Below are 15,170 nucleotides of genomic sequence, written 5' to 3'. Positions count from 1 at the left end.
TCGGCTGGCTATCTTTGGTTGCAGCCTGCCTGTGTTGTTCTGCTCTGTTCCCAGCTGCGGCCTGGTGGCTGGGGTAGGGCAGCTAGCAGGTTCAACATCCTTTTCTCACTAGTACTGACTACAGATGTTTAACCCTCCTTCTCCCGAAGTGATTATCATCGGCGGTAGCTACGCCGGGCTGAGCGCTGCCATGGCCTTGGGCCGCGCCCGGCGCCGCGTGCTGGTCCTCGATGCCCGTCGGCCCCGCAATCGCTTCACGCCCTATGCGCACAACTTGCTTCTGCACGATGGCACCGCGCCCGCCGACCTAGCCGCCCGTGCCCGCCAGCAGGTGGCGGCCTACCCCACCGTTGCCCTCCTAGAAGCTGAGGCCACGGCCGCCACCAAGCTGCCCAACGGGTCGTTTGAAGTAATTACTACTCAAGGGGTTTTTAGCTCGGGTAAGCTGCTGCTGGCCAGTGGTCTGCGCGACGAGCTGCCGCCGGTGCCCGGCTTTGTAGCGTGCTGGGGCAAGTCGATTATTCATTGCCCATACTGCCACGGCTACGAGGTAGCCGACCAAGCCACCGGCCTGTGGCTAAATGGCGAGTTGGTGAGCCACATGGTTACGATGCTGCGCAACTGGACGCCCGACCTAACCGTGTTCACTAACGGCCCGGCCACCTTCGGCGCCGAGGTGCGGCAGCAGCTGGCGGCCCAAGGTGTAGCCCTAAACGAAACCCCCGTGGCCGAATTGCTGCACGAGGCGGGGCAGCTCCGCGCCCTGCGCTTGGCCAATGGTCACTGTCACCCACTGCCCGTGCTCTACGCCGGGCTGCCCTGGCAGCAGGCCAGCACCCTACCCGCCCAGCTAGGCTGCGAGTTGACCGAGCGCAACCTGCTGCGCATCGACGAGCAAAACCAAACCACCGTGCCCGGTGTGTACGCGGCCGGCGACTGTTGCTCGCCGCTGCACCAGTTGGCGGGGGCCATTGCCGCGGGCAGCTGGGTAGGCGCGGTGCTAAGCCGGCAGCTTATCTTTAACAGCTGATTTTATTCCCCTTTCTTAAACCGGTTCTTATGTGCCCTACCCCCCGCAAACTGAACTGGCTGGGTTGTTTGCTGGGGGTGCTGCTGGCCTGGGCGGGTGGGTTGCCAGCCGTGCAAGCGCAGGTGCCAAGCCTGCTGATTGGTAAGTGGGAAGTGCGCCAAATCAGCTTCATTGCCGACCGGGCCGTACCCGACTCCATTCTGCACCAGATGGATAACCCGCAGGTGGCAGCCCTGAATAATGAAATTCGGGATGGCGCGGCGCACTTGGTAGTCGAGTTTCGGGCCGATGGAACGTACTTATTTGTGCTTACCAATGCGGGCCGCGTCGAGCGCACCGAGCATGGGACGTATGCAGTGCACGACCATACATTACTAGGCCAAAGCCCAACCACCGAAGGCGGCTCCTCCTTTAATGACCAGCACCTGGAGCGACTCACGCGCCGCACGTTAATAGTAACTTTCCAAGCCGGCCCTGAGTTGCCGGATGTGCTCGAAGAGGTAGAGTACCATCGGCTTACACCTTAGGGGTAAATAATTTTGGGTGCTTATTGTATCCCTGCCTCTGCCGGCTGCTTGAAATAAGCGCAGGCTTTATTAATGAGCAAAAATCAAAAAAAAGTTATTGTAACCCAGTAAAGTGCCTCTAAAGTTACTTTTTTAGGCCAAAGCTGCCTTAACGAAATGATTCCGAGAAAAATAATTTTGCTAGTCTCTACCATCCAGTAAAAGCTTTTTTTCGTAAGTGTGCGGCTTAATGGTTAAGTACCACCTAACTTAGCCCACCTCATTTCAGGAGATTATGATTCTTACTAGTATAAAAGAGTTTCGTATTCAGCATGATGTGACGTCGGATGTGTTGCGGGTAGAGTGGGTAGGCGGCCACAAAATGAACAGATTTCGGTCTGCTTGCGAGCAATTGTGCAAGCTGGCGGGGCAACTTCTTGCTACCCGTATATTAGTAGAAATAGAGAGTTTACCCGATATACCAGTGTACGACCAGCTGTGGCTGAGTACGTACTTTATGCCGGGGGTGCTGCGCCTACCGCTCGAGCAAGTTGTGATTATTCTGTCGAACAAGCGGGCTTATAACCAGCACGTAGTGGAAGGTTTGCTCATGGCGGTGCGCCCACTAATTCGGTTCGACGTGCAGTTTTTTGTGGTAGGCGATTCGGCCATGCACTGGCTCGCGGGCAATACCCCGCGCTTGCCTGCCCTGCTGGCCGAGTGGCAGCGGGCTAGCGAGCTGCCTGCGGCCCGGCCCGACGGAGTGGCCGAGTCTAGGGCCAACTACTTGCTGCTGTAGCCTGCGGCGCTGCCAACCTGGCAGATACAACCAGCTTGGAACAGCCTTTGAACCAGCCAGCTGACCAGCGTTCCCTTGGGGGCCGTTGGTCAGCTTTTTTGTTTTCCACCTATTTCGCTATTCCGATGTCCGAAACCGGCTCCATCTCCATCCATACCGAGAACATCTTCCCGATTATTAAGAAGTTCTTGTATTCTGACCACGAAATTTTCCTGCGGGAATTGGTCAGCAACGCTGTTGATGCTACCCAGAAGCTCAAAAGCCTAGCCGCGCTAGGCGAGTATACCGGCGAACTGGGCGAGCTGAAAGTGCGCGTAACGGTGGACAAAGACGCCCGCAAAATCACGATTTCGGACCACGGCCTAGGCATGACGGCCGACGAAATCAAGAAGTACATCAACCAGATTGCTTTCTCCGGCGCCACCGAGTTTGTGGAGAAGTACAAGGAGAAGGATGCTCAAACCAAGGACCAGATAATTGGGCAGTTCGGCCTGGGCTTTTACTCGGCCTTCATGGTATCGAGTGAAGTTGAAATCTGGTCGAAGTCGTATAAGGAAGATACCCTGACCGCCCACTGGACCTGCGACGGCAGCACTCAGTACACCCTCGACGAGCCCACTGGCGAGCATGCCAAAGCCGAGCGCGGCACCGACGTGGTGCTGCACGTGGCCGAAGACTCGGACGAGTTTTTGGAAGAAGCTCGGCTGCGCACCATCCTCAGCAAGTACTGCAAGTTCTTGCCCATTCCGATTGAGTTTGAGGGGGAGCTGATTAACGATACTACCCCCATCTGGACCAAGCAGCCTTCGGAGCTGACGGATGAGGACTACAAGAAGTTTTACCAGGAGCTCTACCCCATGTCGATGGATGAGCCGCTGTTTTGGATTCACCTCAACGTAGACTATCCTTTCAATCTGACGGGTATTCTGTATTTCCCGAAGGTGAAGGACGAGCTGCAATTCTCGCGCAACAAGATTCAGCTGTACTCGCGCCAGGTGTTCATCACCGACGAGGTGAAGGACGTGGTGCCCGAGTTTCTGATGCTGTTGCACGGCGTGATTGACTCGCCCGATATTCCGCTGAACGTGTCGCGCAGCTTCCTGCAAGCCGACGCCGCGGTGCGCAAAATCAATACCTACATCACCCGCAAGGTGGCCGATAAGCTCGGCGAGCTGTTCCGCAAGGACCGCCCCGGCTACGAGGAGAAATGGGCTGATATTGGGCTGTTTGTGAAATATGGCATGCTCTCGGATGAGAAATTCTACGAGCGCGCCAAGGACTTTGTGCTGCTGAAAAGCGTCGAAGGTAAGCTGTACACCCTCACGGAATACACCGAGCACATCCAGGCCAACCAGCAGGATAAAGATGGCAACACTGTGGTGCTCTATACGACCGATGCCGAAGGCCAGCACGGCTTTGTGGCAGCAGCCCAGGAGCGCGGCTACGACGTGCTAAATATGGACCAGGTGCTTGACCCGCACTTCATTGGCCAACTAGAGCAGAAGTTGGAGAAAACTTCGTTTAAGCGCGTCGATGCGGCTACCATCAGCCAGCTTATTGAGAAAGACGAAGCCCCGGCCAGCGTGCTGAGCGAGGACGACCAGACCAAGCTGACCGACATCTTCAAGACAGCTATCAGCAACGATGCGATGCACGTTAAAGTAGCGGCCCTCTCGCCGCAGGATGCGCCGGTGGTTATTACCCAAAACGAGTTCATGCGCCGCATGAAGGACATGCAGCGCACCGGCGGTGGCGGTGGTATGCAGATGTTCGGCGGTTTCCCCGACTCGTTCGACGTGACGGTGAATGCCAATAGCCCCATTGTGCAGAAAGTACTGGCCGACGGCGGCGAAACGGTAGCCAAACAGGCTTTCGACCTAGCCTTGCTGGCCCAGGGCATGCTGAAAGGCGAGGCCTTGACGGCCTTTGTGAAGCGCAGCACTGAACTGCTGTAAGCTGGAGCGTAATAAGGTAAGTAAGTTGAGAAAAGCCCCGTTGCTGCCCAGCGACGGGGCTTTTTGCGCGTAAGGCATACGCCGCGGCGGCGCAGGCTGGCGCTAGCGGGCAGTGGCGCTTGGGGTAGTCCGCGGCTACTCATAGGCAACACGAAAGCTTCGCACTACTACCTTGCCAGTATGAAATTGCTTCTTTCCCTACCCACCTTTTTCCTGACCACTGTGGCCGTGGCCCAGAGCGCAGGCGACCTACCCAAAAACCAGGTGCAAATAGCTGCCGGCCGGCTGGCCGGCGCTACCACCCCGAGCGGCATCCACGAGTTCAAGGGCATTCCGTACGCCGCACCGCCGGTGGGGCCGCGTCGCTGGCAGGCGCCGCAGCCCGCTCCGAAGTGGGCTAACGTGCGACCTGCCACGCAGTTTGGCCCGCGTGCCATGCAGCTACCGCTGTTTGGCGATATGAACTTTCGCTCGAATGGCGTGAGCGAGGACTGCCTGTATTTGAACGTGTGGACGGGCGCCAAATCGGCCCAGGAGAAGCGGCCGGTGCTAGTGTATTTCTACGGCGGTGGCTTCGTGGCCGGCGACGGCTCGGAGCCGCGCTACGACGGCGAAAGTCTGGCCAAGCGCGGCATCGTAACCGTGACGGTGAACTACCGGCTCGGCGTATTCGGCTTCATGGCTCACCCTGAGCTCACCAAGGAGTCGCCCAACCACGCCTCCGGCAACTACGGCCTGCTCGACCAAGCGGCGGCCATGCGCTGGGTGCAGCAGAACATTGCGGCCTTCGGCGGCGACCCGCAGCACGTGACCATCGCGGGCGAGTCGGCGGGTTCGTTTTCGGTGAGCGCCCAGATGGCTTCGCCGCTGGCGAAAAATCTCATGGCGGGCGCCATTGGCGAAAGCGGCTCGCTGCTGGGGTTGCAGCCGCTGCCTACCCTCGCCCAAGGCGAGCAGACGGGGGTAGCGTTTGCCAGCACGCTGGGGGCCAGTTCGCTCGCGGCATTGCGGGCCCTGCCTGCGCAGCAAGTGCTAGAGGCTACCGGCAAGCCAGGCGCCCCGCGCTTCTCGGCGGTGGTAGATGGCTACTTCCTGCCCCGCCAGCCCACCGAAATATTCGCAGCTGGCCAGCAAGCGCACGTGCCCCTGCTGGTGGGCTGGAACTCGCAGGAAATGAGTTACCAAGCTTTGATGGGCCCGGCCGCGCCCACGGCCGATAGCTACCGCGCTGCCGTGCAGAAGCTGTACGGAGAGAAGGCCGCCGACGTGCTGCGCCTCTACCCCGCCACCACCGACGCCGAGGTAGAGCAAGCCGCCAACAACTTGGCCAGCGACCGCTTCATCGGCTACGGCACTTGGAAGTGGGCCGACGCGCAAATCCAGACCGGCGGCAAGCCCGTGTACCGCTACCTCTACGCCCGCCCCCGCCCGGCCATGACGCCCGAAATGGGCAACGCTACCGCCGGCCTGGCCGGGGGGGTAGTAAAAGGCACCGGCAACGGGGCCCCCGCTCCGCCCGCCAAGGGCGCCGTGCACTCGGCCGAGATTGAGTACGCGCTGGGCAACCTGGCCACGAATAAGGTATATGCTTGGACGCCCGATGATTACCAGGTGTCGGAAACGATGCAGGCGTACTTTGCCAACTTCATCAAAACCGGTAACCCGAATGGCCCGGCCCTACCCCCCTGGCCAGCCGCCAGCCAAAGCGGCGGCCAGGTGCTGCGCATAGACGTGACCACCAAAGCCGAACCCGACCAAACCCGGCCGCGCTACCAGTTCTTGGAGCAAACGGCTAGTAAATAATTAGCTAATCCAAAACCTGAACGTCCTACTTTGACAAGCTCAGCAGGACGTTCAGGCTTAAGGCATCAGAGGTAGTATTGCAAGCCGTTTTTAATAGGCAAACTCCGCTGGTTGGCAGAAAAAATGCAATACTTGGGTGCAATCGGCCTCATTTTCGCGTTAAGCTGGGAAAGGCCACGGCTTATTTTTGCCCCAAGCCACTTCCTTACCTCTCCATGATGCGAAAGATTCTGCTCGGTTTTCTGGTATTTCTAGTGCTGGTAGTCGCACTGCTGGCGGCGGCACCCTTTTTATTCAAAGACAAGCTGCGGGCGCTGGCCGATAAGCAGATAGCGCAGCGCGTGCGGGCCAAAGTGCAGTATAACCCCGACGATATTGGCGTAACGCTGCTGAGCACGTTCCCCGATTTGGGGTTGGACATCAAGAACCTGCGCGTGATTGGCCTCGATTCGTTCAGCCGCGATACGCTGGTGTATTTGCCGCAGTTGCGCGTGGGGCTAGACTTGATGTCGGTGGTGCGGGGCCAGCAGATTGACATTAAAAGCGTGGCGCTCGACCGGCCAGAATTCTCGGTGCGCGTGCTCAAAAGCGGCCGGCCCAACTGGGATATCATGATTTCGGATTCGGCCGCTGCCGCGAAAGGCCAGGATACCAGCCAGGTAAATCTGGCCATCCGGGGCTGGAACATCACCGACGGCCGGCTGCGCTACGAAGACCTGACTATTCCGGTGCGCTTGGATGCGCGCGGCGTGAACCACTCGGGCAAGGGCGATTTTGCCAGCAATATCTTCGACCTGACCTCGAATACCACGATTAATAAGCTCACGGCCAACTACGCCGGCATCGATTACCTGACTGATAAACAGGTGAATGCCGACATTGCCATGCGCATGGACCTCAACAAGAGCCTTTACACCTTTAAGGAAAACCAGGTGAAGCTCAACGATTTCCCGTTCAGCTTTGCGGGGGCCATTGGGCTGCCCAACGCCACGGACATTACCTACGACGTGACTTTTAAGGCGCTGCAAACCGACTTCAAAAATATCCTGAGCTTGGTGCCGGGTGTGTTTACGGAGAAGTTTAAGAACGTGGAAGCGGGCGGCCAGGTGGCTTTCAACGGCTACTACAAGGGCGTGCAAAACAAGCTGCACATGCCCGGCTACGGTGTGAACCTGGCCGTGACCAATGGCCGCTTCAAGTATCCCGACTTGCCGCAGGAAGCCAAGAACATCAACGTGAAAATGGTAGTTGACAACCCGTCGGGCTTCACCAACAATGTTAAGGTCAACGTGTCGCAGTTTCATCTCGACTTGGGCACCAACCCGGTAGACGGCAACGTCGCCATCGACGGCCTCGACCCCATGAAAGTGGACGGCCGCGTGAAAGCCAACGTGAACCTGGCCGAGGCGCTGAAGGTGTACCCCGTGCCCGGCCTGAACATGCGCGGCCAGTTTTTCGTGGATGCCACGGGCAAGGGTACGTACTCGAAAACGCAGATGCCGGTGGTAAATGCCGCCATTAAGATGACGAACGGCTACGTGAAGTCGAATAAATTTCCGGCGCCGATTGAGGATATTAACCTCAACGGCACAGTAGTAAACACCACTGGCCAGGTGAACGATACCTACGTGAATCTGCCGCAATTTCACATGATGCTGGAAGGCGAGCCACTCGATGGCCGCCTCACGGCGCACAACATCAACGCGCCAATATTCGACGCCAATGTGAAGGGCACGGTGGACCTCACCAAAATCACCAAGATTTTCCCGCTCGACGGCATGACCGTAACCGGCCGCGTGTCGGGCAACGTGGCGGCGGCCGGCAACATGGCCGACGTAGAAGCCGGCCGCTACCAAAACGTGAAAGCCAGCGGCACGGTGCAAGCTAAAAACGTGACCTACAAGAGCAAAGACTTGCCGCAGGGCGTGGCTATCAGCAGCGCGGCGGGCACGTTCAACAATAACCAGATTACAATTCAGAGCCTGAACGGCACAGCCGGCAGCTCCGACTTTGCGGCCAACGGCACGGTGAGCAACTACCTGGGCTACCTCTTCACACCAGGCCAGCCGCTGCGCGGCACCATGAACGTGACCTCGCACAACTTCAACGTGAACGAGTTTATGGTGGACCCGGTGAGCGAGAAATCGACCGCTACTGGCAAGGCTGCTCCAGCCAAAGCGACGGGGGTAGTGCCGATTCCGAAGTTCTTCGACTTGGTACTTAACAGCAAGGTTGATAACGTGACCTACGACAACCTGAAGCTGACCAACGCCAGCGGCACGGTAGCGGTAAAAAACGAAGTTGCTTCGCTTAAGAATTTGACCTTCAATACCCTAGGCGCCACGTTTGGCACCACGGGCAGCTATAATACCCAGGACCTGGCGCACCCGAAGTTTGACTTGGGGCTGAACATCAAGAACCTTGATTTCCAGAATGCCTTCAAGGCTTTCAACACGGTGAAGGCGCTGGTGCCGCTGGCCTCGACGGTGCAGGGCGTGTTTGGCACCAACTTCAGCGTGAGCGGCGAAATGGACGAGGACATGCTGCCCAAGCTTAGCTCGCTGAGCGGCAAAGGGCTGTTTGACATTGTTAAAGCCAGCGTGTTGCAATCGCCGGTACTGACGCAGATTTCGAGTCTCACGACCCTGCCCGAACTCAAAAATTTGCAAGTGCTGAACAAGATTGTCAACGCCCAAATCGTGAATGGCAACCTGGTGGTGCAGCCCTTCGACCTGACCATCGGCGACGTGAAGATGACGCTGGGCGGCACCAACAGCTTGGCCGGCCTGCTCTCGTATGTGGCGGCCATCAACGCGCCCACTGGCAAGCTCGGCAACGCCCTGAACAGCAAGCTCACACAGCTCACGGGCGTGCAAAATATCCAGGGTACCGACCGCGTGACGCTCGGCCTCAACATTGGCGGCAACATAGCGAGCCCGGTAGTGAAGCTGACCAGCGGCAGCCTCAAAGACCAGGGCAAAACGCTCGTTACCAACGTGGTGAAAACCAAGCTCACCAGCACGCTGCTCGACTTAGCCAATAAAAACCGCGCAAAAACCGACAGCTCACAAAAAGCCACGGCCGTGACGCAGCAAAACGCCCAAGAGCAGCTCAACCTTGAAATCCAGAAGAAGAAACTGGAGGCGCAGGAAAAAGCCAAGCAAGCCATTGGCGCGGGCCTCAACAGTTTGTTTGGGGGTAGGAAAAAGGCGGCGGCTCCCGCTGCTGCTGATACGACGAAGAAGTAAGGCGGCGCGCAGTAATCAAAAAGCAAACGGCCCCATTCTCGCCAGAGAGTGGGGCCGTTTGGCTGACTGCCGCGAGGCCAAAAGGAACGTCCTGCTGAGCCTGCCGAAGCATCTTGGCCGCATCGTTGGGTGAAGTGGCCAAGATGCTTCGGCAGGCTCAGCATAACGTTCCTTTTTGGTACTTTATTAAAGCCGCTACGCCAGCTTTTGTACTAAGGCCAGCAACTCGTGCTGGGTGGTGCGGGTAGCATCCTGGTCGTACCAGGCATGTACTTGGGTGACAATCTCTTTGAAAGGCGTTTCGTGCGCTTTCAAGTCTTGCATGATGGCTTGGAGGGGGGTAGGGCGCGGGCCCCACACGCCGGCTTCGGTGAGCGAGTCGGCGTGCAGCACCACGGCAATCGGGATGGCGCGGCCGCCGTTGGTGAGGTAGCGGTCGATGAGGTCGAGGTGCGAATCGCGCAGGAAATAGCGCGTTTCGAGGTGGCCGCCGCTAGCCTGGGCCACAGCTTCGATAATGGGCACCGTTTGGGAGGCATCGCCGCACCAGCCTTCGGTAATGATGGCCCAGATGTATTTCTGTGTGAGCTTATTAAGCGCCGCTTGCAGCTCGGGCAGCACGACCACAGTGGGCGCGACCTGCTCCATGCGGTCCACGTTCTCTTGGTAGTGCGGCAGCATTTTGGCGAGTTGCGCGTCGGGAGCAGGGGTAGCCAACACCTCCGTAATATGCTGGCGGTAAGCAGGGTAGGAGAGGCCGGTCGCCAGCTGGTCGGCAGTGAGAACGGGCGCGGTGGTAGCAGCCATGGGAAAAATCGAGGTAAGTAGTTGAATCTATACCCATAAAGCCGCTAAAAGTTGGCCAGTAAAGCAAAGGAGGCAAGCCATTTACTGGCTTGCCTCCGGTTTTCAGCTGCTACATAGTAGGCACGGCTTACCGCCAGCCGCCGCCCAGGGCGCGGTACAGATTCACACTTTGCAGCAGTTGTGCTTGGCGCGCATCGGCGAGGCTGAGCTCGGCTTCGAGCACGCTGCGCTGGGCGGTAATCACTTCTAAATAAGAAGCATAGCCGGCCACAAACAATTCGTTGGACGTGGCCACGGCGCTTTGCAGCTGGGCCACTTCGCGGGCGCGGAGGTCGGCCACGGCGCGGAAGTTTTCTAGGCCTTGCAAGCCCACTACCACCTCGCGGAAGCCCGCTTGCAGGGCTTGTTGGTAGCGGTAGTAGCCCTGGTAGTTTTCGGCGATGGCCTGGCGGTAGTCGGCCCGCACTTGGGCGCGGTTAAGGATGGGCCCGGCCAAGCCCCCTACCACCCCAAATACCACCGAGCCGGCATCGAGCAAGAGGTTGGTACGGAAGGCGTTGAGCCCCACGTAGGGAGTAAGGGTGAGGCTAGGCAGAAAGGCGGCGCGGGCCGCATCAATCTCGGCGCTGGTGGCTTGTAGCTCTAGCTCGGCCTGGCGCACATCGGGGCGGCGCAGCAGGGCGGTGGCGGGCAGGCCGGCCCCCAGGCGGGCGGGTAGGCCCTGCTGATTGGGCAGCGCGGGCCCCCGCCGAATGGGCTGCGGGTAGCGCCCCAGCAATTGGTTGAGGCTGGTTTCGGTTTCGGTGATGCGCTGGCGGGTTTCGTAGGCGAGGCTTTCGGTGCGCAGGGCCTGGGCGGCAAACTGCTGCACGGCTAGCTCCGTGACGCGGCCCGCCTGCTTCTGCACCCGTATCAGGCGCAGGCCTTCTTGCTGAAAGCGGGCATTGCGTAGTAGTGTAGCCAGCTGGTTGTCAAGAGTTAAAAGCTCGTAGTAGGCGCGGGCTACGTCGGCTACTACGTTGGTAACGACCAGGTTGCGGCCCTGCTCCGAGCTGAGCACGCGCAGGTAGGCAGCCTTGCGGCGGCTCCGCAATTTGCCCCAAATATCTACCTCCCACGAGCTGCGCAAACCCACAAAGTAGTCGGGGGTGAAGCTGGTGGGCACGCGCTGATTCCCGTCGATATTCTGCGAAAGGTTGGTGTCGAAGTTACCTACCCCCGTCATGGTGTACTTGCCGTAGCGGTCGAGGCCCGCCGTGCCGCCCGCCGATACCGTCGGGAACAGCGACCCGCGCCGGGCCAGGTATTGCGCCTGATACGCCTCGACCCGCTGCACGGCCACTCGCAAATCGAGGTTTTGGCGGAGGGCCGTGTCGATGAGGCCCGCCAGGGCAGGGTCTTGGAAGAACTGCCGCCACGGCATCGAGCCCACACTAATCGTATCGGTGAGGGGCGCTTGGGTGAAGGATTTGGGGGGGGTAGGGCTGGTAATAGGACCAGTAGGCGCGGCCACGCGGCAGCCGGTGGCCAGGATTAGGATAAGAGCAGCGGTTAGAAAGCGCATAGGTCGGTCATTCTGGCGGGTCACCTCACCCCCCGGCCCCCTCTCCTTGGGGAGAGGGGGAGCCACGGCGGCGCGAGCTGTTGCACAGGCTCTAGCTTGTGCGGCGCTGGGGTTTGGTTATGTTCAACAATGCACATGCTTTAGCTTGTGCTACAAGTCGTTAGGTTCCCCCTCTCCCAAAGGAGAGGGGGTAGGGGGTGAGGTGACGTCAATGCGCCACTAACTCCGGCTCGTGCTCCGGCGCTTTTTCTTCCTCCTTAGCATCCAGGTTTTTCACCTTCTCGAAGCTGGCAAACAGCACGTACAGCCCCGGAATGAGCACCATGCCGAACACCGTGCCAATGAGCATGCCGCCCGCTGCGGCCGTGCCGATAGAGCGGTTGCCCAAGGCGCCCGCGCCGCTGGCCACTACCAGCGGCACCAGGCCCGCGATGAAGGCAAACGAGGTCATTAGAATCGGGCGGAGGCGCGACACGGCGCCTTGCACGGCGGCTTCGAGTACGGTGGCCCCGGCGCGGCGGCGCTGCTCGGCAAACTCAATCACAAGGATGGCGTTTTTGCCCAGCAAGCCGATGAGCATGACCAGCGCCACCTGGGCGTAGATGTTGTTTTCGAGGCCCAATAGCTTGAGGCTCACAAAGGCACCAAATACGCCGGTGGGTAAGCTCAGCAGCACGGGTAGGGGTAGGAGCAGGCTTTCGTACTGCGCAGCCAGCAGCAAGTATACGAATATCAGCACGATGCCGAACACATAAAGCGCTTGGTCACCGCTCAGGATTTGCTCGCGCGTCATGCCGCTCCACTCGTAGCTGAAGCCCTTGGGCAGCACGTCGGCCGCCACTTTCTGGATGGCCGTGATGGCATCGCCCGAGCTAAAGCCCGCCGCCGCATCGCCGTTTATCATGGCCGAGGTGTACATGTTGTAACGCGTCAGTTGGTCGGGGCCAAACACGCGCTCCAAGCGCACAAACGTGGAGAAGGGCACCAGCTCGCCGCGGTTGTTTTTCACGTGCAGCGCCAGCAGGTCGTCGGGGCGGCCACGGTACTCGGGGCCAGCCTGCACCATCACCTTGTACATCTGCCCAAAGCGGATGAAGTTGGAGGCGTAGTAGCTGCCGAGCAGCGTCTGGAGCGTGCTCATAGCCTGGTCCACGGTCACGCCTTTTTTGGCGGCCATATCCTGGTCTACGTGAATGAGGTACTGCGGAAAGTTGGGGTCGAAGCCCGTAAATGCGCCATTGATGGCCGGCGACTTTTGCAGCGCCGTCAGGAACGTCTGCGACACCTTAGCCGTCTGCTGCAAGTCGCCGCGGCCGGTCTTGTCCAGCAGGCGCAACTCGAAGCCGCTGCTGTTGCCGAAGCCCGGCACCGTGGGCGGGGGTAGGAACTGAATATCGGCGTCGGCAATGCCTTTGGTCTTCTCTTCCAGCTCTTTGATAAACTCGGGCACCGACTGCTCGCGCTCGTCCCAAGCCTTGAGGTTAATCATGCCCATGCCGTAGCTCGAGCCGGCTACCTCGTTTACCAAGCTGTAGCCAGCTAGCGTCGAAACTGACTCTACGGGCTTGAGCTTCTGCGCAATGCGCTGCACCTGGGCTAGCACGGCCTCGGTGCGCTCCACAGTGGCACCGGCCGGCGTCGTCACGTTGATGTACACCATGCCCTGGTCTTCGGTCGGGATAAAACCGGAGGGTAGGACGCGGCTAATGCCCCAAGTCGCTACAAAAAAGAGCAGCAGCGCCCCAATCGTCACGACCCGGCGGCCCGCAATGCCCGTGAGCAAGCGCTGGTAGCCACCGGCCAAGCCCTCGTATTTGTTGTTAAAGCCTTTGAAAAACCGGCCAACCAAGCCGGTGCGCTCGCCTTCTTGGTGCTTGAGCAGCAAGGCGCACAGGGCGGGGGTAAGGGTCACAGCATTCACGCCCGAAATGACAATGGCAATGGCCAGCGTGAGCGAAAACTGACGGTAGAACACGCCCACCGGTCCGTCCATAAACGACACCGGGATGAACACCGCCGACATTACCAACGTGATGGCAATCAGCGAGCTGCTGATTTCGTGCATGGCCTCGAAGGTGGCGGCGCGGGCGACCATGTGCTTCTCCTCCATCTTGGCGTGCACGGCCTCCACCACCACAATGGCGTTATCGACCACGATACCGATGGCCAGCACCAACGCGAAGAGCGTGAGCAGGTTAATCGAAAAGCCCAGCATCTGCATAAACGCCAGCGTGCCGATGAGCGCCACCGGCACCGCCAGCGCCGGAATCAGCGTCGAGCGCCAGTCTTGCAAAAACAGGTACACGATGAGGAACACCAGCAAGAAGGCCTCGACCAGCGTGCGCAGTACTTCGTGAATGCTGGCGTCGAGGAAGCGCGACACGTCGTACGAAATGCTGTACTTCATGCCGGGCGGGAAGCTGGTGGCTTTCAGCTCGGCCATGCGGGCTTTCACGTTGGCAATCACCTCGCTGGCGTTAGAGCCGGGGCGCTGCTTCAGCATGATGGCGGCCGAGGGCTGGCCGTCGTTCTTCGACGACATGCCGTAGGTGAGCGAGCCAAATTCCACGTCGGCCACTGCCTTAAGGCGCAGCACCGAGCCGTCGGGGTTCGAGCGCAGCACGATGTTGCGGTACTGGTCGGGCTCGAAAAACTTGCCCGTGTAGCGCAGCACGTACTGCAATTGCTGGGCCTTACCCCCCGAGCTTTCGCCCGATTTGCCAGGGGCCGCCTCCACGTTTTGGGCCCGAATAGCGGCCACGATTTCGTCGGTACCCACGTCGTAGGCCGCCATGCGGTCGGGCTTCAGCCACACCCGCATCGAGTACTCGCGCGAGCCCATAATTTCGGCAAAGCCTACCCCGTTAATGCGTTTCAACTCCTGCAACACGTTGATGTCAGCGAAGTTGTAAATAAACTTCTCGCCCACCGCCTTGTCTTCGCTCGTGATGTTGAGGTACAGCAGCATCGAGTTTACCTCCTTCTCAGTGGTCACGCCGGCCTTGATTACTTCCTCGGGCAGCTCGTCAATCACGGTCGTGACGCGGTTCTGCACGCCCACGGCGGCCAGGTCGGGGTCGGTGCCCACTTCGAAGAACACCGTGATGAGCGTGACGCCGTTGTTGCTACTCACCGAGTTCATGTAGGTCATGCCCGGCACGCCGTTGATGGCTCGTTCGAGGGGGGTAGCAACGGCCTTAGCGCATACCTCCGCGTTGGCGCCGGTGTACTTGGCCGTCACCGTCACCGAGGGCGGCACGATGTCGGGAAACTGCGTGATGGGCAGCGTCATCAACGCCAGCGCCCCCAGCAGCACCAGAAACACAGAAATGACCAGCGAGAGAATCGGCCGGCGAATGAAGATGTCGAACATGAATTTTTACTTAATAATCAAGTAATTAACTGGGCGGGCGGCTCCGGATAGCTGTCATGCAGAGCGTAGCGAAGCATCTCGCTTG

At 59.4% G+C, this 15,170-nt stretch carries 9 protein-coding genes; 6 read left to right on the top strand and 3 right to left on the bottom strand.

Translation table 11 applies throughout. The annotated features are described in order from the left end of the window. Window positions 1-124 precede the first annotated feature (124 nt). From GO988_RS07320 to GO988_RS07295, 6 genes are all read left to right on the top strand, one after another. Window positions 125-1,030: an NAD(P)/FAD-dependent oxidoreductase gene (locus GO988_RS07320; RefSeq protein ID WP_157563703.1), complete on the top strand. Its 906-nt coding sequence runs from the start codon at window positions 125-127 to the stop codon at window positions 1,028-1,030. Between the two features lie 29 nt (window positions 1,031-1,059). Continuing rightward, entirely contained in the window at window positions 1,060-1,557 is a 498-nt protein-coding gene (locus tag GO988_RS07315; protein ID WP_157563700.1) for a hypothetical protein, read from the top strand. A gap of 274 nt (window positions 1,558-1,831) precedes the next feature. Beyond that, entirely contained in the window at window positions 1,832-2,335 is a 504-nt protein-coding gene (locus GO988_RS07310) for a hypothetical protein (RefSeq protein ID WP_157563697.1), read from the top strand. Window positions 2,336-2,460: 125 nt separating this feature from the next. Continuing rightward, on the top strand, window positions 2,461-4,290 hold the full coding sequence (gene htpG / locus GO988_RS07305) for a molecular chaperone HtpG (protein WP_157563694.1): 1,830 nt from the start codon (window positions 2,461-2,463) through the stop codon (window positions 4,288-4,290). Window positions 4,291-4,470: 180 nt separating this feature from the next. Further along, window positions 4,471-6,093, top strand: coding sequence for a carboxylesterase/lipase family protein (locus tag GO988_RS07300; RefSeq protein ID WP_157563691.1), 1,623 nt, complete (start codon window positions 4,471-4,473; stop codon window positions 6,091-6,093). Window positions 6,094-6,308: 215 nt separating this feature from the next. Further along, window positions 6,309-9,341 carry an AsmA family protein gene (locus GO988_RS07295; protein WP_232341438.1) on the top strand — a complete coding sequence of 1,011 codons (3,033 nt, stop codon included), beginning with the start codon at window positions 6,309-6,311 and terminating at the stop codon, window positions 9,339-9,341. A gap of 195 nt (window positions 9,342-9,536) precedes the next feature. Here the strand turns inward: GO988_RS07295 and GO988_RS07290 are convergent, their stop codons facing one another. The 3 genes from GO988_RS07290 to GO988_RS07280 all read right to left on the bottom strand — a co-directional run bounded on the left by GO988_RS07290 (window position 9,537) and on the right by GO988_RS07280 (window position 15,085). Next, the gene (locus GO988_RS07290; protein ID WP_157563688.1) at window positions 9,537-10,148 is read right to left on the bottom strand and encodes a thioredoxin family protein; all 612 of its coding nucleotides are present in this window, start codon (window positions 10,146-10,148) and stop codon (window positions 9,537-9,539) included. 127 nt (window positions 10,149-10,275) lie between these two features. Then, window positions 10,276-11,712 carry an efflux transporter outer membrane subunit gene (locus tag GO988_RS07285; protein WP_157563685.1) on the bottom strand — a complete coding sequence of 479 codons (1,437 nt, stop codon included), beginning with the start codon at window positions 11,710-11,712 and terminating at the stop codon, window positions 10,276-10,278. Window positions 11,713-11,920: 208 nt separating this feature from the next. Beyond that, window positions 11,921-15,085, bottom strand: a complete 3,165-nt coding sequence (locus GO988_RS07280; protein ID WP_157563682.1) for an efflux RND transporter permease subunit — start codon at window positions 15,083-15,085, stop codon at window positions 11,921-11,923. Between the last annotated feature and the right edge of the window lie 85 nt (window positions 15,086-15,170).

It is taken from the genome of Hymenobacter ginkgonis (genome assembly GCF_009755225.1).
GTDB classification, from domain to species: domain Bacteria; phylum Bacteroidota; class Bacteroidia; order Cytophagales; family Hymenobacteraceae; genus Hymenobacter; species Hymenobacter ginkgonis.
Note: the sequence above shows the minus strand (reverse complement) of the source record. Positions and strands in the feature narration are given on the sequence as shown.